Raw genomic sequence first — 19,626 nt, 5'->3', positions numbered from 1 at the left:
ACAGACAGAGGACACCATGACCCAGACTTTGAAATGCGTCTCGCCCATCGAGGGCGCAACCTATGCCGAACGGCCGGTGCTGACGCTTGCCGAGGCGCAGGATGCCGCCGCCCGTGGACGCGCCGCGCAGGCCGATTGGGCGGCGCGGCCTTTGGACGAACGCAGGCGCCTCGTGATGGCGGGCGTGGCCCGCGTGGGCGAGATGAACGACGAGATCGTCACCGAACTGGCACACATGATGGGACGGCCGGTGCGCTATGGCGGTGAGTTCGGCGGCTTCAACGAACGTGCCTCGCACATGGCCGAGATCGCCGAGACGGCGCTGTCGCCGATCGAGGTGGGCGAGGACGACACCTTCCGACGTTACATCAAGCGCGTGCCGCTGGGCCTCGTGCTGGTGGTCGCGCCGTGGAATTACCCCTACATGACCGCGATCAATACTGTCGCGCCGGCCCTGATCGCGGGGAATACCGTGATGCTGAAACACGCGACGCAAACGCTGCTGGTGGGCGAACGGATGGCGCGGGCCTTCCATGAGGCGGGCGTGCCGGAGGAGGTGTTCCAGAACGTCTTCCTCGACCATGGCACCACCTCGGACCTGATCGCCGGCAACGCCTTCGATTTCGTCAACTTCACCGGCTCGGTCGGTGGCGGCAAGGCGATGGAACGTGCCGCGGCGGGGACCTTCACCGGCGTCGGGCTGGAGCTTGGCGGCAAGGATCCGGGCTATGTCATGGACGACGCCGATCTTGATGCGGCGGTGGATACGCTGATCGACGGGGCGATGTTCAACTCCGGCCAGTGCTGCTGCGGGATCGAGCGGATCTATGTGCACGAGGCGCTCTACGATGCCTTTGTCGAAAAGGCAGTGGCCATCGTGAAGGGCTACAAGCTGGGCAATCCGCTGGACGCAGAGACCAGCATCGGCCCGATGGCGCATGTGCGCTTTGCGCAAGAGGTGCGGGACCAGATCGACGAGGCGGTGCAGGCCGGCGCGGTGACGCATATCGAGCCCTTCGCCGAGGACGACGGAGCGGCCTATCTGACGCCGCAGATCCTGACCGACGTGACCCACGACATGCGTGTCATGCGGGACGAAAGCTTCGGGCCGGTCGTGGGCATCATGAAGGTGCGGAACGACGACGAGGCCGTGGCGCTGATGAACGACAGCCACTTCGGGCTGACCGCCTCGCTCTGGACCGCCGATATCGACCGCGCGCAGGCCATCGGCGACCGGATCGAAACCGGCACCGTGTTCATGAACCGCGCCGATTACCTCGACCCCGGGCTGTGCTGGACCGGCTGCAAGCAGACCGGGCGCGGCGGCGGTCTGTCGGTGATCGGCTATCACAACCTCACACGTCCGAAATCCTACCATCTGAAGAAGGTGACGAAATGAGCCTGACCGGAAACTGGTCTTATCCCACCGCCATCAAGTTCGGCGCGGGCCGCATCAGCGAATTGCCCGGCGCCTGTGCGCAGGCGGGCATGACACGGCCCCTGCTGGTGACTGACCGGGGGCTGGCGGATCTGCCGATCACCTCGGCCACGCTGGATGTGCTGGAGCAGGCAGGTCTGGGCCGCGCGCTGTTCGCCGAGGTCGATCCCAATCCGAACGAAAAGAACCTCGACGCCGGGGTTACCGCCTACAAAGACGGCGGCCACGACGGGGTGATCGCCTTTGGCGGCGGCTCGGGGCTGGACCTCGGTAAGATGGTGGCCTTCATGGCGGGCCAGACCCGGCCGCTGTGGGATTTCGAGGACATCGGCGACTGGTGGACCCGTGCCGACGCGGATGCCATTGCGCCCATCGTGGCGGTGCCGACGACTGCCGGGACGGGGTCCGAGGTCGGCCGCGCCAGCGTCATCACCAATTCCGAGACGCATGAGAAGAAGATCATCTTTCACCCCAAGGTGCTGCCGCAGGTGGTGATCTGCGACCCCGAGTTGACCGTTGGCATGCCCGGTTTCATCACCGCCGGCACCGGGCTGGATGCCTTTGCCCATTGCGTCGAGGCCTACAGCAGCCCGCATTACCACCCGATGAGCCAGGGCATCGCGCTGGAAGGGATGCGGCTGGTCAAGGACTACCTGCCGCGCGCGTTCCAGAACGGCCATGACCTTGAAGCACGCGCGCAGATGATGTCGGCGGCGATGATGGGCGCAACGGCCTTCCAGAAGGGCCTCGGCGCGATACATGCGATGAGCCACCCCATCGGCGCGCAATTCAATACTCACCACGGCACCACCAACGCGGTCTGCATGCCGGCCGTGCTGGCGTTCAATGCCGATGTCATTCGCGAACGGTTCGATACCGCGGCCGCCTATCTTGGCATCGACGGCGGCTTTGACGGGTTCCGCGCTTTCGTGCAGGATTTGAACGATAGCCTGAACATCCCGCGCAAGCTCTCGGATCTGGGGGTCACCGAAGAGGCGATCCCTTCGCTGGTCAAGGGCGCGGTGACGGACCCGTCTTGCGGCGGCAATCCGATCACCCTGACCGAGGAGAACCTGACCGGGCTGTTCAAGGCGGCGCTTTGACCGCGTGGCCTGCGCGCGACCCTCTGAAACCATGACGGTTTCACACGACTGATACGATAGAGGCCCATAAGGCCCGAACCCCGCGCCCCGGAAACATCCGGGGCCCAACCAACAGAGGAAACGACCCATGAAAAGAACCATCCTTCTGACCTCCACCCTGATTGCCGGGCTTGCCGGGGCGGCGCAGGCCGACACGCTGCGCCTGCTGACCTGGGGCGGCTATGCTCCCGATGACGTGGTACAGATGTTCGAGGAACAGACCGGCCACACCGTCGAGGTGACCAAGTCCAACAACGAGGAAATGATTGCCAAACTGCGTGCAACCGGTGGCGGCGGGTTCGACCTTGCGCAGCCGTCGCAGGACCGGATCATGGGGCCGCAGATGGAGTTCGGCATCTACAAGCCGATCGATGTCTCGAAGCTGGACCAGTCGCAGTTCATTCAGTCGATGCTGGAAGCGACGATGGAAAACACCACCGTCAATGGTGACGTCTACGGCGTGCCGCATGTCTGGGGCACCTCGGGCCTGGTGATGAACACCGCCGAAGCCGGCGACGTGGTCAAGGACTACACCGACCTCTGCGATCCGGCGATGGAGGGCAAGGTGTCTTACCGCCTGAAGCGGCCGACGCTGATCGGCTTTGCCTTCGCCATGGGCGAGGATCCCTTCGCCGCGTATGGCGACGAGGCGAAGTACAAAGAGATCATGGAGAAGGTCGAGGCCAAGCTCGTCGACTGCAAGGCCAACGTGAAGACCTACTGGAGCGGCGGTGACGAACTGATGAATCTGGTGCGTTCGGGCGAAGTCACCGCGTCGATGGCATGGGACACCGGCGGCTGGAAACTGAACGACGACAACCCGGACATCACCTTCGTGGCCCCGGCCTCGGGCGCGCTGGGTTGGATCGACACCTTCGTGCTGCCCGCCAAGGGGCAGGCGGACGACGTGGCCTATGAATGGATCAACTTCGTGATGCAGCCGGAAGTCGCGGCCAAGATCACCGCGGCGGCGGGCAACTTCACCGCCTCGGCCGGTGCGGACGAATATGCCGAGGACGCGCTGAAGGCCAAGTATCAGGCCAGCTTCCCGCAGGAGGCCATCGACAACATCAAGTGGTATCCGCCGGTCCCCGCCGGTCTGGAAGCCATCGAAGGCGAAGTGCTGGACCGGGTTCAGGCCGCCAACTGATCTGACACGGGCGGCATCCGAGCTTCGGGTGCCGCCGCACGAATGGAATTCTCATGACCCCTGATCTGGAATGCGTGGACCTCGTGAAGCGGTTCGACGGAACCACTGCCGTGGACAATGTATCCTTCACGGTGCCTTCGGGCAGCTTCTTCTCGATCCTTGGGCCCTCGGGCTGTGGCAAGACGACAATCATGCGGATGATCGCGGGGTTTCTCGATCCGACCTCGGGGGATATCCGGATCAAAGGGCGGTCGGTGCTGGATACGCCGCCGAACAAACGCCCGGTGAACATGGTGTTCCAGCACCTCGCGCTGTTCCCGATGATGACGATTGCAGAAAACATCGGCTATGGGCTGCGGCGCCGGCGTATGCCGAAAGATCAGATCGCGCGGAAGGTCGATGAGGCATTGGACCGGATCGGCCTGCCCGGCATCGGCGGGCGCAAGGTGGACGAGCTTTCGGGCGGCCAGAAGCAGCGCGTCGCGATCGCGCGCTGCATGGTGCTGGAGCCGGATGTTCTGCTGCTGGATGAGCCGCTTGGCGCGCTGGACCTGAAGCTGCGCGAGCACATGAAGGTCGAACTGAAAGCGCTTCAGGCGGCCTTTGACACGACGTTTGTCTACATCACGCATGACCAGTCCGAGGCGCTGGTGATGTCCGACCAGATCGCGGTGATGAACGCCGGCCGGTTCGAGCAGGTAGGCACCGGACAGGACCTGTACTACCGGCCCGACACGCCGTTCGTGGCCGGTTTCATCGGCGAGGCGAACCGCTGGAAGGGGCGCATCGAGCGGGCCGAGGGGGAGGCTTTGCAGCTGCGCACCGAGACCGGACTTGCAATACGGGCAACGGCAGCTGGGGCGCTTGCGGAGGGCGACAGGGCCGAGATCTTCGTCCGCCCGGAATCAATCCGGCTGGCCGGGAGTGCTGAGGCGCTCTCGGCCTTTGACAACCGCTTGCAGGGCAGAGTGACGAGCCTGCTGTTCAACGGTGCCGCTTCGCGGGTGCTGGTTGAGGATGAGGCCGGCGAAACGCTGGAGGTCACGCTGCCCCAGTCCGGCGAGTTCGCGGCGCTGAAGCGCGGCGATACGGTGCATATCGGCTGGGGCGCGGCGCAGGCGACGTGCTTCAAGGGTGCGGCCTGATGCAGGCGCATGCCCGGATCGGATTCGTGCTGCTCTTGACGCCGCTGGTGCTCTGGCTCGGGCTGCTGATTGTCATTCCGCATATCGACATGGCGCTGATCTCGTTGCGCGAGCGCGTCAGTTTCGGCGTCTATGAGCCAAGTCTGTTGCAATACGAAAAGGCGCTGACCGAGCCGCTTTATCTGCGCACCTTCTGGCGCACCGCCGTCATGTCGGTGCTGGCCACGGCGATCACGCTTCTGATCGCCTTTCCGGTGGCCTATTACATCGCCAAGATGGCGCGGGGACGGTTGCAGCAGGTGCTGTTCATGCTCTGCCTGATCCCGTTCTACGTCTCGGAATTGGTGCGCACCTTCGGCTGGATGATCCTGCTGCGCGAAACCGGGCTGATCTCGAACCTGCTGCAATGGGTCGGGCTGGCCGATCAGCCGGTGGAAATGCTCTACAACGACGCGGCGATGATGGTGGGGCTGGTCTATACCTCAATGCTGTTCATGGTGGTGCCGCTGGTAACGACGCTGGAAAGCCTGGACGACAGCGTGATCGAAGCGGGATACGATCTGGGTGGATCGGGCCTGTCGGTGCTGCGTGAAATCATCATCCCGCATGCCATGCCGGGGATCGTCTCGGGGTGTATCGTGGTCTTCATGCTGTCGCTCGGCAACTACCTGACGCCGACGATGCTGGGCGGCAAGGACAGCCTGTGGTTCACGGAAATGATCTACAACCAGTTCATCGTGCGTTCGAACTGGGAGCTTGGCGCGGCCTTCGGTTTCATGCTGCTGCTGCTGTCTTCGGTGATCGTCTGGGGGATGCTGCGGCTGACCGGGCGCACCCTGCAAGAAACGATGGGTTAGGCCGCGATGATTCCCACGATTCCCCGCTCACGCTCTTTTCGGCTGATCTATGGCGGCTACGTGGCGCTGTTCTTTCTCTACCTCGCGCTGCCGCTGACCGTGGTTGCGGTATTTGCCTTCAACGACAGCCAGTTTCCGTCGCTGCCCTGGGAGGGGTTCACCTGGAACTGGTTCTTCGGGGACACCCGCCCGCAGATCGGGGTGTTCCACGAGCGCGGGATCCTGCGCGCGATCGGCACGTCGGCGCTGGTCGCCGGCTGCGTGGCGGTGTTGTCGGTGAGCGTGGGGACGACGAACGCATTCCTCTTCAATCGCTACGACTTTCGCGGCAAGGGCTTGCTGTATGTTCTGATGCTGCTGCCGCTGGTGATCCCGGGGATCGTGCTGGGGATCTCGATCCTCGTGTTCTCGTCGACCCTGGCGAATGGCGTCTGGGACGTAGCGCAGATCGACATACAGGCGCTCCGCCCCGGGCTGCTGCTGGTGATCCTCGGGCAGTTCTCCTTCATCACCACGATTGCGACGCTGGTGATCACGGCGCGGCTGCAGAAGTTCGACCGGACGCTGGAAGAGGCGGCGCTCAACCTCGGTGCGACGCGGCTGGTGGCGGTTCGCACCATCACCATTCCGTTCCTGACGCCCGCCATGATCGGCGCGGTGGTGGTGGCTTTCCTGATGAGTTTCGAAAACTTCAACACCACACTTATGCTGGTGGGCTCGGATGCGCCCTTGACGATCGCGATGTTCGACCGGCTCAAGGAAGGGTCGACGCCGCTGCTGAACGCGGTGTCGCTGTTGCTGATGCTGGGGTCGTCGCTGCTGGCGCTGGTGGTGATCCTGTTCCAGCGTCGATAGAGCCGGCGGCTATTTGCAGATGGCGGGCAAAAGCACGCCCGGGCCGGAACGTCGCCCGGCCTTGGCTGACGCAGGTTGCCGCCGTGACACCCAAGGGTCTCCTGCAGGGTGGGTTTCCACATCTTGCGTTGTTCGCCCTCCCACAGGCTGGGGTCTTTGGTAGTGTCTGAGCCCAGACCCTCCTGCGAGATCAGGTCCGCCGCCTAACAGGGCGGCGACCGGAATCGCGGATCAGCGTCTGGTTGCCGTCTGCAAATCCGACTAAGACCCGTGAACAAAGTGGGAGCGGACCATTGCAGAAGATCACCTTGCCCGAGCGGCCGGATTGGCGTGCACATGCGCAGGATGTCGGGTTCACCTTTGCCGACATGTACGGCGAACCCTATTGGGACGAGACCTCGGCCTATGCCTTTACGCTGGAGCAGATCGAGAACGATCTCGAAGACCCGGCAACCGAGCTCCATGGCATGTGCCGTGAGGCTGTGAGCGAGATCATCGCCAGCGAGCGCCTGATGGATCGGCTTGCGATCCCCGAAGCGCACCGCGATCTGGTGGCGGACAGCTGGCGGCAGGGCGATCCCGAGATCTATGGCCGGTTCGATTTCGCCTATGACGGGCAGGGACCCGCGAAGCTGCTGGAATACAATGCCGACACGCCGACATCGCTTTACGAGAGCGCGGCGTTCCAGTGGCAATGGCTGGAAGACCAACTGAAGGCGGGCGTGCTGCCCGAGGGCACCGACCAGTTCAACGGCATCCACGAGGCGCTGGTGGCGCGGTTCGGCGAGGTCTTCGCCAAGGGCAGCGACCTGCATTTCACGGCCGTTGCCGGCAACCCCGAGGATTACGGCACCGTCGAGGCCATGGGCTGGGCCGCCCGCGAGGCCGGGCTGGGGGCGCACTACTGCGATCTCGACAAGATCGGGCTCAGCGAGGACGGGCAGTTTCTGGACGATCAGGACCGGCGGATCGCGGTGCTGTTCAAGCTCTACCCGTGGGAGGACCTGCTGCGCGACGACTATGCCGCCCATATCGCTGGTTCGGGCTGCCTGTTTCTGGAACCCGCGTGGAAGGCATTGTTATCGAACAAGGGGCTGCTGCCGGTGCTGTGGCAGATGTTCGAGGGGCATCCGAACCTGCTGCCCGCCTTCTTCGAAGCGGACGTCAGCGCGGCCATGGCGGGGCAGGGGCCCACGGCGGAGGACACCGCCGAGGCCTTCGCACGGGCCGAGGCGGCGCTCGCGGCAGGCCATGTGACCAAGCCGATCCTGTCGCGCGAAGGCGCCTCGGTGACGATCACCCGGTCTGGCGAGGTGATTGAGCAGGCGCAGAACACCGACTATTCCCAACATCCCCGCGTCGTACAGGCCTATTCGCCCCTGCCCGTGTTCGACGGGTTCCGCCCGGTGATCGGGGCGTGGATCGTGGGGCAGGCCTGCGCCGGGATCGGTATCCGCGAGGACCGGTCGCGCATTACCCAGGATTTGTCCCGGTTCAAACCGCATTATATCCTTGCATGAGGACGCTTGCCCCATCGGCAGAAAGACCAGCACCATGACCAAACGCTCGAAACGGGTTTCCATCGCCATCCTCGGCGCCGCGGCCTTCACCCTTGCCGGCTGCCAAGAGGAGAAGGTCGACGCCGCCGCCTTTCCGGACCTGCAAAGCTGCAAGGACGAGGCCGCGCGCGGGGGTGTGTTCACGCAGATGGATTGCGAAACCGCCTTCGCACAGGCCGAGACCCTGCATGTCGAGGCTGCGCCGCGCTATGACAGCCTCGCGGTTTGCGAGGAGCAGCACGGCGAGGGCGCCTGCGGATCGGAAGCGGCGCAGACGCAGGGCGGGTCGGGCAGCATCTTCATGCCGCTGCTGGCGGGCTACCTGATCGGCAACATGCTGGGCGGTCGCTCGGGCATGGCGGCGGCGCAACCGCTCTACAAGACCTCGGACGGGCGTTATACCAACGCCGCGCGCTCCAGCATGTTCTCGACCAACCGAGGGGCGGCGAAGCTTAACACATCCCAGTTCACCCGCCCGACCTCGACCATCGGCAAGACCCCGATGACCCGCGCCACGGCGGCGTCGCGCGGCGGCTTCGGCAAGGTCGGAGGCACCCGGACCGGTTTCGGCGGCTGAGGCAGGGCTTACCCGGTCGCGGTCAGCGGCAGGAACCCGAGCGCGAGGCCGATCAGCACCGCGAGGAACGCGGTCTCGGCCACCAGCAGCGCCACTGCTGGCAGTCCGACATGAAGGATGTCCTTCGGCTGCGTCTTCAGACCGACGGAGGCGATGGCGATCACCAAAAGCCAGCGCGACGCCTCCGAGGCGAGTTGGACGATGACCTCGGGCACCAGCCCGGCGCTGCGCAGCGCGGCCAGCAGGACGAAGCCCAGCACGAAGATCGGCACGAGGGGCGGTCGGGCGTCATCGACCTCGTCGGCATTGGTGAAGCTGCGGATCACCAGAGCGGCAACCACCACGACCGGCGCCAGCATGACGACCCGCAGCAGCTTGACCAGCGTGGCGACATTGCCGGTTTCCTCCGACACGGAGAAGCCTGCACCAACCACTTGGGCGACATCGTGGACCGTGGCCCCGATGAAGATGCCGGTGGTCCTGTCGTCGAAACCGATGGCGGCGGTGAGCACCGGGTAAACGATCATCGCCAGCGTCGACAGCAGCGTGACCGAGACCACGGTGAAGATCAGCCGCTCTTCCGAGCGGTCGTCGCGGGGCAGTATCGCCGCAATGGCCATGGCTGCCGAGGCGCCGCAGATCGCCACCGCGCCGGCCGACAGGAACGCGAAGCGATAGCGGAAGCCGAACAGACGCGAGACCGCAAGGCCGAAACCAATGGTGAGCACGACGGCAAGCACCACCAGCCCGACGACCGGCCACCCAAGCAGGGTCAGCACCTCGCCGCTGATGCGGACGCCCAGCAGCGCGACGCCCAGCCGGAGCAGCTGCCGCGATCCGAAGTCGATGCCGGGTTTGCTGTGCGCTTCGGTTCCGAGGAAGTTGAGCGATATGCCGAACAACAGGGCCAGCAGCATGGCGGGCGCGCCGTAGTGTTCGGCCACGAACTGGCTGGCCAGCGCGATGATGCCGGCGATCAGGACGCCGGGCAACAGTGGTCTGACGCGGCGATCGAAGAGGCCGGGGACGGTAGTATCAGTCATGGTATCGGGTCAGCCTGGGTGCGAGTTCTTGCGTATGCGGGCGCGCGTGATTTCCTGTCTCCGCGGATGTCGCGAGGCAACCGGCCCCGGACCTTCACCGGAATAGGATGAGGGTGGGGGCGGCACACCTGGCGCCGCCCCTAACAGCGTCAGGCGCTGCGGTAGAGTTTGGTCATCGAGAACTCACGGTGACCGAGCGCTTCGGCGGCGGTATTGCGGCCATTGGCGGTGCGGGCGATCATCTCGATCAACGCGTCGCCGGCTTCGTCGATGGTCTGTTCGCGGCGCAGGATGCCCGAAACGTCGACGTCCACATGTTCACCCATGGTGCGCACGGTGCGCGGGTTGGCGGTGATCTTGATCACCGGCACGATCGGGTTGCCGACCACGTTGCCTTGGCCCGTCGGGAAGGTGTGGATCACCGCGCCGCCGGCGGCCATCAGGGTCACGCATTCCGCTGCCGCCGAAGAGCTGTCCATGAAGTAGAGCCCATTGCCCGACTTCGGCGCTTCCGCCGGATCGAGAATGTCGATGAACTGCGAGGTACGGCCGATCTTCTCGAGGTTGCCGAGCGCCTTTTCCTCGATGGTGGTCAGCCCGCCTTCGATGTTGCCCTTGGTGGGCTGGCTGTCGGAAAGGTCATCGGTCTGGTGGGCGAAGATCACGTCGTCCTGATAGGCCTTCCACATCTTGTACCAACGCTCACCGACCTCTTCGTTGATCGCGCGTTTCTGGCAGATGTGTTCGGCGCCGGTGATCTCGGAGGTTTCACCGAAGAAACCGGTGATGCCCTCGGGCAGCAGCTTGTCGTACATATTTCCCACGGTCGGGCAGGAGCCGAGACCGGTGGTGGTGTCGCTCTCGCCGCACTTGGTCGAGACCCAAAGCTCGGAAATCGAGCATTCCTCGCGCTGCACCTCGGTGGCCTTGTGGACGAAGTCCTTGGCGGCCCAGGAGGCAGCGCGGATGGTTTCAAAGTCGCCCTTCTGTTCGATCGAGAACTCGGCGACTTCCTTGCCGGTTTCGCGGATGCCGTCAGCGATGCGCTTGGTCCAGCCGGGTTCGATGCCGATCACGACGACCGAATGCACATTGGGGTTGGCGCCGGTGCCGATCATGGTGCGGAAGTGGACTTCGAGGTCCTCTCCGAACTGCAGACGGCCATAGGCGTGCGGGATCGCCAGCGTGCCCTTGACGTTGTTGGCAACCGCTTCGCAGGCGGCGTTCGAGATGTCGTCGACCGGCAGGATGACGACGTGGTTGCGCACGCCCACCCGGCCGTTTTCACGGCGATAGGCCTGCACTGTCATGTTGGAGTATTTCGATGCCATGTGGCTTGGTCCTTTCCAGAGAGCGTGGCTTACCAGCGTTTGGTCTTGCAGTTGTGGGTGTGGACGTGTGCGCCCTTGGGGATGTCGGCGATGATCTTGCCGATGTCCTCGCCGTACTTGGTGGCGGTATCGCCGTTCTTGAGGTCCTTGAGCGCGATCTTGTGGCCGATCGGCACGTCGGCCTCGGATTTCAGGCGGAAGGTCGAGTTGTCGTGGGTGACGCAGACCAGCATGTCGGTGCCGGCGGTCAGGCCCTCGACCACCACGACGCCGACGTTGTCGCCGTGTTCGTGGACAAGCAGGTGGGGGATTTCAGCCATGGGTCAGACTCCTTGAGTGTCAGGGTGAAGGATGATTTTCGGGGCCGCGCAGGCCCCGGAACGGATGTCCCGGAACGCGGCGTCGCCGTCTGAAAGCGGGCGCGCCTCTGTCCAGTCGAGCGGACCGAGACGCCCTGCAAAAAGTGCCTCCGCGGTGTCGCGGAAGTCCTGGGCGGAATAGGTGTAGGTGCCGATGAAGGTGATCTCCTGCAGCGTCATCCGGCGGATATCCAGACCGCCGGCATCCTCGCCGAGGCCGATATGGACGATCACTCCGCCGGGTTCTGTGCGTGCCGACGCGGTTGCGCGGGTGGCGGCATATCCAACGGCGTCGATGACGATGGGGCAGGAGGTCTCGGCGGATTTCACCACGCGCAGACCACAGTGTTCGGCAAGGTAGGCGCGTCGGGTGTCATTCGGTTCGACGATGGTGACATCGGGCACGCCCATCGCGCTCAGCGCCAGCGCGGCGGCCAGCCCGATGGCGCCGCCCCCGATGACCAGCGCACGGCGTTCGGCCGAGGGGTGCAGCGCGTCAAGACCGAGGCGGACGGCATGCCAACTGACGGCAAGCGGCTCGGCCAGCGCGGCTTTGGCCAGCGGCACGTGATCCGGAACCGGTATCAAGTTGGTTTCGGGCATCCGCAACAGGTCGGCAAAGGCGCCTTCGCGCGGCGGCATCGAGATGATCTGCCGCGTGGGACACAGGTTTTCGCGCCCCGCCCGGCAGGCCGGGCAGCTGCCGCAGGTGACGAGCGGGTTGATGGTGACACGCTGGCCGTTCCGCGGACCGCCGATCACGGTGCCGGCGGCCTCGTGTCCGAGGATCAGCGGCGCGGGGCGGCGGTTGTCGTGGCCAAGGTAGGCGTGCATGTCGGAGCCGCAGATGCCAACGCTCTCCACCCGGATCAGGGCCTCGCCGGCCTGCGGTTCGGGGTCGGGCGCGTCGCGGTATGTCAGGGTTTCGACATCGGTATAGACCAAGGCTTTCATTTTGCGGTGAACCCCCCGTCAAGCATGAGAACCTGTCCGGTCACGTATCGTGACGCGTCCGAGCAGAGAAACAGAAGCGGGCCGTCGAGGTCCTCGGGCGCACCGTTGCGGCCGATGCAGGTCTGCGCGGCGTTGCGCGCGGCGCGGTCGGGATCGTCGAACACCGCCGCCGTCAGTTCGGTGCGAAAAAAACCGGGTGCGATGGCATTGGCGGTGATGCCGTCGCGCGACCAGGCCTCGGCCATGGCGCGGGTCATCTGGGTGACGCCGCCCTTGGATGCGCCATAGGCGATGCCACCGGGAAACGCGCGAAAGGATTGCAGCGAGGCGAAATTCACGATCCGGCCCCAGCCCTTCGCGCGCATCGCCGGCACCATGCGCTGGCTGAGGAAGAAGGGCGCCGAAAGGTTGACCGCGAGCGTGGCGTCCCAGCCCTCGTCCGTGACATCGTCGGCTGCTTCGCGGGTGTTCAGCCCGGCGGCGTGGACCACGATGTCGGGTGCGCCGAACGGTGCGGAGATGCGGCTGACCAGCGTGGCATGCCCATCGCGGTCGGCGACATCGCCTTCGACGGCGGCGGTGCCGTCACCGGCCTCGGCCTGCCAGTCAGCCAGCGCGGCAGCCCGGCGCGCAACGCCCACCACCTGCGCCCCGGCACGGGCAAGCACGGCTGCGGCGTGACGCCCCAGGCCGGAGCTTGCGCCGGTGACGCAGGCCACCTTGCCGGACACGCTGAAGAGGTCATCGACTTGCATCGTCTCAGGCCTGCGCCGTCAGGTCGAAGGTTTCGTCAGGGAAGTACTTCTTCAGCCGGATGTCGGCGGTGCGGGCGTGGCCCTCCATCCCTTCGAGCCGCGAGATGCGGGCAGTTGCCTCGGCCACGGGTTTCGCGCCCTCGCGGGTGGCGCGCTGCCAGGTGACGATCTTCATGTACTTGTGGACGCTGAGACCGCCGGTATAGCTGGCCGCGCCGGACGTCGGCAGCACGTGGTTGGTGCCCGAGGCCTTGTCGCCGAAGGCCACGGTCGTTTCCTCGCCGAGGAAAAGCGAGCCGTAGCAGCTGAGCCGCTCCAGCCACCAGTCGAGATCCTCGGCCTGCACCGTCAGGTGCTCGGGCGCGTAATCGTCGGAGCAGGCGGCCATCTCTTCGCGGTCGTTGCAGAGGATCACCTCGGCATAGTCGCGCCACGCGGCGGTGGCGTTGTCCCGGTTGACCTCGGGCAGGTCGTCGATCAGTTCAGGCACGAGGCGCATGACCTCGTCGGCCAGCGCACGATCGTCCGTAACCAGCCAAACCGGCGAGTTGTAGCCGTGCTCGGCCTGACCCACGAGATCGGCGGCCACCACCATCGGATCGGCGCTCTTGTCGGCCAGCACGAGGCTGTCGGTCGGCCCAGCAATCATGTCGATGCCGACACGGCCGAAGAGCATCCGCTTGGCCTCGGCCACGAACTGGTTGCCGGGACCGACGAGGATGTTGGCCTTGGGCAGCCCGAAGAGACCATAGGTCATGGCTGCCACGCCCTGCACCCCGCCCATGGCGAGGATCTTGTTGGCGCCGCAGACATGGGCGGCGTAAATGATGGCCGGCGCGATGCCGACACCGGGGCGCGGCGGAGAACAGGCAACGATGTTGCGGCATCCCGCGACCTTGGCGGTGGTCACTGTCATGATGGCGCTGGCGATATGGCTGTAGCGACCGCCGGGGACATAGCAACCGGCAGCATTAACCGGGATCGCCTTCTGTCCGGCGACGAAGCCCGGCACCACCTCGACCTCGAAGTCCTTGACGGTGCCCAGCTGCGCCTCGGCGAAGCGCTTGACGTTGGCGTGGGCGAACTCGATATCGCGCTTGAGCTTGTCGGGAACCTGCGCCGCGGCCGCCTCGATGGCCTCGGCCGACAGCACGATCTCACCGTCGTAATTGTCGAATTTCTTGGCGTAGGCCAGGGCGGCCTCGTCGCCGCCGGCTTCGATCTCGTCGAGGATGCTGCGGACGATCTTCTTGGTGTCGGAGGCGTCGCTCTTTGAGGTGAGCGTAGCTTTCTTCAGGTATTCACGGGTCATGAGCGGCGGCTCCTATTTGAAGATGTCAGGCAGAAGGACGGTGGAGATCGTCGGCACGAAGGCGATTAACAGGGTGACGACCAGCATGAAGAGCACGAAGGGGATGGCCCTGTAGGCGATCTTCAGGATCGACTCGCCGGTAAGCCCGGAGACGACGAAGAGGTTGAGGCCCAGCGGCGGGGTGATGAAGCCGACGCCGAGCGCGGTGATCATCATGATGCAGAACTGGATTTCGTTCATGCCGATATCGTCCGCCAGGGGCTTCAGGATCGGCGCGAGGATGACGATATTGGGCGTGGTTTCCATCACACAACCGGCGGCGATCAGGATCATCACCATCATCGCGATCAGCACCCAGGGCTCGTCGCTGACGGTGGTGGCCGCGGCGACAAAGCCCTGCGGCACCCCGAGGATGGCCAGCGCCTGCGCCAGCGGCAGCGAAAAGGCGATAATCGGCAGGATGATCCCGTTGACCTTGGCCGAGCTGACCAGCATCGAGGGGAAATCCGCCAGTTTCAGGGTGCCGAGGATGAAGCCCATGATGATGGTCACGACCACGGCGGTCGCGCCGGCTTCGGTCGGGGTCAGGCGGCCCGAGAAGATGCCGTAGAAGATGATGCCGGGCACGATGAAGGCGTACCAGCCGGATTTCAGCGCTTGGCCGAGGTTGGACAGGTAGTCCCGCACCGGCATGTTGCCGCCACCTTCCCAGCCGTAGAGCCGGTTCATGATGATGTTGGTGGCGAGGATCGACACGAGGATGGCAAGACCGGGAATGACGGCGGCCAGAAACAGTGTCGAGGCGGATATGCCCAGCACGAGGCCGATGATGATATAGGCGATCGACGGCGGGATCAGGATGCCGGTACAGGCGCCCGCCGCGACCAGGGCGCAGGCATAGGGGCGGGGATAGCCCGACTCCACCAACCGGGCGATGGTCATGCGGCCGACGGCGGCGGCCCCCGCCGCGTCGGAGCCCGAGATCGCGGCGAACATGCCGCAGACCAGCACCGTGGCCGAACCGAAGCCGCCCTTGGCGAACTGGGTCAGCGCCTCGGCCACATCAAGGAACTTGCGCGACAACCCGGTGCGCACCAGCACGTCGCCGGTCAGGATGAACAGTGGCACGGCGGTCAGCGCAAAGTGGTCGATGCCGTGAAACAGGCTCTCGCCGACAAGGCTCAGCGGCAGGGCGCCCGACCACATCAGCATCGCGATGGCCGAGGCGCCGATGGCGGCCCAGACCGGCACCGCGAGCGCCACGAGCAGGACGAAGAGCAGCACGGGACCGTAGAAGTCCCAGCCGAGTTCGACGGTTTGATCGAGATGGTTCCAGAGCATCGCCGTCTCCTCAGTCGAAAAGCTTGTCGCCTTCGTACACGGGGCGTCCGTGGCGAAGATCGTTGATGTCCCGGATGAAGGACTGGACGAGGCGCAGGATCACGAGCGCGAAGCCCAGCGGCACCGCCGACAGGAACCACACCTGCGAAACCCGCAAACCATGGGTGACCGACCCGAATTTGGCCGAAACGAGCACCGTCTCGAGCGACCAGTAGAAGGCCACCAGCGCAACAGCGAACATCACGAAGTCACCGAAGAGATAGAGTGCCGCCTTCACCCTCGGACCGACGTATTGCATCAGCACGTCGATGCGGATGTGTCCGCGCTGGCGCACCGCAGCGGCGGCGCCGATCCAGGCCAGGTAGATGAAGGAGTAACGGACGATTTCCTCGCCCCAGATCGACGAATACGACAGCACCTCGCGCCGCAGAACCTCGATGAACATGGTGACGACGAGCATTGTGTAGAACACCAGAAGCATCCAGCGTTCGGCATTCTGATCGAGACGTCTCAGGGCACTGCGCATGCAAATCTCCTGTAGTCCGGCAAGGCGTCAGCCTCGGCCGTCCGGTCGGGAAGGACTGTGTTCGGGGGTGTCGGGGCGGCGCGGTGGCCGCCCCTGCTTGCGAAGACTCAGGCGTCGTGGACGTAGTAGCGGCCCATGGTGCCCGCAGCCTCTTCGAGGCGCGCGAAGGCATCCATCGACCCGGCCAGTTCAACCTTGAAGTCGTCCCATTCCGAGCGCTGGTAGCCGCCCGCGTCTTTCCATTCGGCCAGCTGGTCGTCGGTCAGCGAATGGAACTCGACGCCCGACTTGGTCAGTTCGGACATCGCGTAGGACCGGGCCGCAGGCACCTTCGCGAGGTTCTGCTGCGAGGTGATTTCGCCAGCGAACTCGATGCCTTCCTGCACGTCGGCCGGCAGCCCGTTGAACCATTCGAGGTTCATCGAATAGACCTGACTGTCGGGCACCGCCTGGGTAAAGGTGACGTGGCTCAGGATATCCTTGAACCCGAAGACGTAAAGCGCGCCGACCGACGGGTCGAGAGCATCGGCAACACCCTGCTTGATCGCCGAGGGCGTCTCGCCCCAGGCCACCGGCGTCGGGTTGGCGCCGACCATACCGTAGTACTGCTGCAGCATCTTCGAGCCGGGAACGCGGAATTTGACGCCGCTCAGGTCACCCGGCGTGATCACCTTGTTGCCGCCCTTGCGGACCGCCACGACACGCGGGTCGATCACGACGTAGAACAGCGGCTTGAAGCCCGCTGCCTCGACCTTGGGGTTGACCTCGGATTTCCAGGCGTCCGAACCGACGAGGTTGGTAAACCGCTGGTTGGAGCCGCAGAAGTAAGGCATGTTGATCAGGTCGACGGCGCTGGCGAAGGGCGCGAAGTTCGACAGCGAATGCTGTGCGCACTGGATCGTGCCGGTCTGCACCGCCTGCACCAGCGCACCGCCGGCGCCGAGCTGGCCACCCGGGGCAAGCTTGACGTAGACCTTGCCGTTGGTGGCGTTCTGGATGTTTTCCTTCAGGTCCAGCTGCATGATCGGATAGCTGCGCGATGCGCCCAACACATAAGCGGTCGCGAGCGTCATGGTGTGATCGGCGGCGGCCTCGCGTTCCTTCTCTTCCTTGGCGGTTTGGGCCGCGGCTTCGCTTGACCACAGCATGCCACCGGCACCGGCAACCAGTGCCGCAGTAAAGCTGCCGGATCCGGCGAGTTTCAGGAAATTGCGCCGTCCCATGATGGCGCGCTCGAGGTTCTCGTTGTCCATGTATTCCTCCCTAAGTTTTTGTTATTCCCGGTCTTTGGCCTTCTGCGCTGCCTCGCGCCGTAGGATCGCGACCACGAAGGCCAGCGAAGCGGCGAAAAGCACCAGCATCTCTCCAACGTCGTCAAGGAACTGCGCTCCTCCCGAAGCTCCCAGAACGACGTTCGTGACAAAGACTGCAAACAGGCCAAGCGCTGTAATCAGAAACATTGCAGATCCTTTCCACGATTCCCGTGCCGCCAATGTAAGCGCTTACACAGCTTTCATGCAAGCGCTTACATTGCACGTGGCGAAGATTCCCGCTACTGGGCTGAAGGCGCAGGAACTTTTCGACGCGCGGTTCTGCAGAAGCTGCATTATAACATAATGCGGGTTACGGGAATTACGGTGAACAGCGCCATGGGGCGAGACCCGTCAGAACCCACCTGCCAAACTCCAAGATATGTCGCGAAACAAGACCCAACGCGTTGAAAACGGTGTGCCCCTAACACTGCCGCCAGATGGTCATCGCACGGAACCAGCTCGTGCACTCTTCTCAGTCCCGCATCCTTTGGTATATGATGACATCATATCTGTTCGTTTAAGTTGTTTCTTCAATGCCCTTCATAGTGCCGAACGCCGATGCGATCGTGTTCGTACAAGGCGCGCATCGGGATCCTCAGCCACCTTACTCAAACTGGCCGGTAGGGGCCGCCTGCATGTCGCCCGCTCCTGACCGGAAAGGAACGCGATAATGACCTGGACCGGATATCTCTTTGCCCCGGAGCTGCGTCAGGTGCGCGAAACGCTGATCGCGGCCGATCTCCTCCTGCCCGAGGTCTTCGGCTCGCTACTGAAAGTGCTGCCGAAACACTATCGTGAGGTGCTTCCATCCAACCCCGGGCTGCCGCCGGCGATGCGCATCGACGAGGTCCTGCAGGCGATGAACGGCGTCGTCAACCTGAAGGGCGGCGAGGTGCCGCTGCGCATGGTGCTGGCGCAGGCCGCTGACTACGCCGCCGACGCCGAACACCGCGCGTTCTTTGAGACGATGGTGCAACGGGTCGAAGCCCGGCGGCCCAGCCCGGTCTCCGGGGTTGCCACGGCGGCGGTGCTGGGCGCGGACGACGGGTCGGCCCACGCCAGACTGGCGAAAAAGCTGCCTGATCCCGCCGCCGCCGAGATCGCGCCAGAGGCCATGATCGGCGAAGCCGATGAGACGATCTCGCTGGCCTTTCTCGAGGGCGGGCTGGCCGCCGCGCGCTCGGTCTTCAAGATCGTCGTGCATCGGCACTTCGACGGCGAGCCGAATTTCAACAGCGGCGACATGCCCGACACCGGGTCAGGCACCGCATGGGTGTTCAGTCCGGAGATCGGGATCACCAATCACCACGTCTTCAACGCCCGCACCAGTTTCGAACCCGATGCCGATCCCGAAGACTTCACGCTTCAGGCCGAGACGGCACGGCTGATCGAGGATTACCGCGACGAGGATGACATCCGCGACGGCCACCTGCTGGGCGAGGACGCGCTGCTGGTTTCCGACAAGACGCTTGACTTCGCCCTATTCCGCCTGCCGGCCGAGCTGGCTGATCGGCCCGCGCTGGGGTTGAGGCGGCATCCAATCCGCAAGACCGAGGCGCAGAGGATCGGCGACCGGGTCAACCTGTTGCAGCACCCGATGGGCCGGCCCATGCGGCTGGGGTTCCGCAACAATTTCGTGGTGCTGGGCAACAACGATATCCTTGCGTACCTGACCGACACCAACCGCGGGTCCTCGGGCGCGCCTGTGTTCGACGACCGCTGGTCGGTGGCCGCGCTGCATGTCGGATCGCAGGCGATCTCGGTGCAGGGGGTGGAACTGATGGGCGCCCAGATCCGGCGGGAAAATTTCGGCGTCCCGGTGCGGACGATCCTGCGCCACGTCGAGGCAGAGGCGCCTGCGGTCTTTGCAGAAATAAGCGGAGCCCAGTAGATATATCCCGCAAGGCATTCAGGGGGGTTCCGGGTCAGGCCGGAATTAAGAACGCGGCGGCCTAACGCCGTCCAGTGT

At 64.6% G+C, this 19,626-nt stretch carries 19 protein-coding genes; 9 read left to right on the top strand and 10 right to left on the bottom strand.

All coding sequences use genetic code 11. The features are described from left to right. The first annotated feature begins 16 nt into the window (after positions 1 to 16). From AC04PT_RS16325 to AC04PT_RS16290, 8 genes are all read left to right on the top strand, one after another. Positions 17 to 1,399 (top strand): aldehyde dehydrogenase family protein, encoded by a 1,383-nt coding sequence (locus AC04PT_RS16325; RefSeq protein WP_482874793.1) that lies wholly within the window; start codon positions 17 to 19, stop codon positions 1,397 to 1,399. Continuing rightward, positions 1,396 to 2,541 carry an iron-containing alcohol dehydrogenase gene (locus AC04PT_RS16320; RefSeq protein WP_482874792.1) on the top strand — a complete coding sequence of 382 codons (1,146 nt, stop codon included), beginning with the start codon at positions 1,396 to 1,398 and terminating at the stop codon, positions 2,539 to 2,541. The genes AC04PT_RS16325 and AC04PT_RS16320 overlap by 4 nt, the downstream gene beginning before the upstream one ends. A 127-nt stretch (positions 2,542 to 2,668) precedes the next feature. After that, positions 2,669 to 3,730, top strand: coding sequence for an extracellular solute-binding protein (locus AC04PT_RS16315; RefSeq protein ID WP_482874791.1), 1,062 nt, complete (start codon positions 2,669 to 2,671; stop codon positions 3,728 to 3,730). Positions 3,731 to 3,783: 53 nt separating this feature from the next. Further along, positions 3,784 to 4,875, top strand: a complete 1,092-nt coding sequence (locus AC04PT_RS16310) for an ABC transporter ATP-binding protein (protein ID WP_482874790.1) — start codon at positions 3,784 to 3,786, stop codon at positions 4,873 to 4,875. Continuing rightward, positions 4,875 to 5,732 (top strand): ABC transporter permease, encoded by an 858-nt coding sequence (locus AC04PT_RS16305; RefSeq protein ID WP_482874789.1) that lies wholly within the window; start codon positions 4,875 to 4,877, stop codon positions 5,730 to 5,732. The genes AC04PT_RS16310 and AC04PT_RS16305 overlap by 1 nt, the downstream gene beginning before the upstream one ends. Positions 5,733 to 5,738: 6 nt before the next feature. Next, positions 5,739 to 6,587, top strand: a complete 849-nt coding sequence (locus tag AC04PT_RS16300) for an ABC transporter permease (RefSeq protein WP_482874788.1) — start codon at positions 5,739 to 5,741, stop codon at positions 6,585 to 6,587. A 293-nt stretch (positions 6,588 to 6,880) separates the two neighbouring features. Further along, a complete protein-coding gene (locus AC04PT_RS16295; protein WP_482874787.1) occupies positions 6,881 to 8,107 on the top strand; it encodes a glutathionylspermidine synthase family protein in 1,227 nt (408 codons plus the stop codon). 34 nt (positions 8,108 to 8,141) lie between these two features. Then, a complete protein-coding gene (locus AC04PT_RS16290) occupies positions 8,142 to 8,723 on the top strand; it encodes a DUF1190 domain-containing protein (RefSeq protein WP_482874786.1) in 582 nt (193 codons plus the stop codon). Between the two features lie 8 nt (positions 8,724 to 8,731). Here AC04PT_RS16290 and AC04PT_RS16285 read toward each other — a convergent pair whose 3' ends face one another. The 10 genes from AC04PT_RS16285 to AC04PT_RS16240 all read right to left on the bottom strand — a co-directional run bounded on the left by AC04PT_RS16285 (position 8,732) and on the right by AC04PT_RS16240 (position 17,804). Next, on the bottom strand, positions 8,732 to 9,766 hold the full coding sequence (locus AC04PT_RS16285) for a YeiH family protein (protein WP_482874785.1): 1,035 nt from the start codon (positions 9,764 to 9,766) through the stop codon (positions 8,732 to 8,734). A gap of 149 nt (positions 9,767 to 9,915) precedes the next feature. After that, positions 9,916 to 11,097 (bottom strand): UxaA family hydrolase, encoded by a 1,182-nt coding sequence (locus tag AC04PT_RS16280; protein WP_482874784.1) that lies wholly within the window; start codon positions 11,095 to 11,097, stop codon positions 9,916 to 9,918. 29 nt (positions 11,098 to 11,126) lie between these two features. Then, positions 11,127 to 11,417, bottom strand: a complete 291-nt coding sequence (locus AC04PT_RS16275) for a UxaA family hydrolase (protein WP_482874783.1) — start codon at positions 11,415 to 11,417, stop codon at positions 11,127 to 11,129. A gap of 3 nt (positions 11,418 to 11,420) precedes the next feature. After that, on the bottom strand, positions 11,421 to 12,410 hold the full coding sequence (locus AC04PT_RS16270; RefSeq protein ID WP_482874782.1) for a zinc-dependent alcohol dehydrogenase: 990 nt from the start codon (positions 12,408 to 12,410) through the stop codon (positions 11,421 to 11,423). After that, on the bottom strand, positions 12,407 to 13,165 hold the full coding sequence (locus tag AC04PT_RS16265; RefSeq protein WP_482874781.1) for an SDR family NAD(P)-dependent oxidoreductase: 759 nt from the start codon (positions 13,163 to 13,165) through the stop codon (positions 12,407 to 12,409). The genes AC04PT_RS16270 and AC04PT_RS16265 overlap by 4 nt, the downstream gene beginning before the upstream one ends. 4 nt (positions 13,166 to 13,169) lie before the next feature. After that, the gene (gene hisD, locus AC04PT_RS16260; RefSeq protein WP_482874780.1) at positions 13,170 to 14,477 is read right to left on the bottom strand and encodes a histidinol dehydrogenase; all 1,308 of its coding nucleotides are present in this window, start codon (positions 14,475 to 14,477) and stop codon (positions 13,170 to 13,172) included. Between the two features lie 12 nt (positions 14,478 to 14,489). Beyond that, the gene (locus AC04PT_RS16255) at positions 14,490 to 15,818 is read right to left on the bottom strand and encodes a TRAP transporter large permease (RefSeq protein WP_482874779.1); all 1,329 of its coding nucleotides are present in this window, start codon (positions 15,816 to 15,818) and stop codon (positions 14,490 to 14,492) included. A 10-nt stretch (positions 15,819 to 15,828) separates the two neighbouring features. Then, a complete protein-coding gene (locus AC04PT_RS16250; RefSeq protein ID WP_482874778.1) occupies positions 15,829 to 16,344 on the bottom strand; it encodes a TRAP transporter small permease in 516 nt (171 codons plus the stop codon). Positions 16,345 to 16,451: 107 nt separating this feature from the next. Continuing rightward, a complete protein-coding gene (locus tag AC04PT_RS16245) occupies positions 16,452 to 17,597 on the bottom strand; it encodes a TRAP transporter substrate-binding protein (protein WP_482874777.1) in 1,146 nt (381 codons plus the stop codon). A 21-nt stretch (positions 17,598 to 17,618) separates the two neighbouring features. After that, a complete protein-coding gene (locus AC04PT_RS16240; protein WP_482874776.1) occupies positions 17,619 to 17,804 on the bottom strand; it encodes a hypothetical protein in 186 nt (61 codons plus the stop codon). A 523-nt stretch (positions 17,805 to 18,327) separates the two neighbouring features. Between AC04PT_RS16240 and AC04PT_RS16235 the strand changes: the two genes are divergently transcribed. After that, positions 18,328 to 19,548 carry a trypsin-like peptidase domain-containing protein gene (locus AC04PT_RS16235; protein ID WP_482874775.1) on the top strand — a complete coding sequence of 407 codons (1,221 nt, stop codon included), beginning with the start codon at positions 18,328 to 18,330 and terminating at the stop codon, positions 19,546 to 19,548. Positions 19,549 to 19,626 lie beyond the last annotated feature (78 nt).

Source organism: Litorisediminivivens sp. KMU-197, assembly GCF_056858395.1.
The sequence above is the reverse complement of the archived record's forward strand: the minus strand, read 5'-3'. Positions and strand labels throughout refer to the sequence as shown.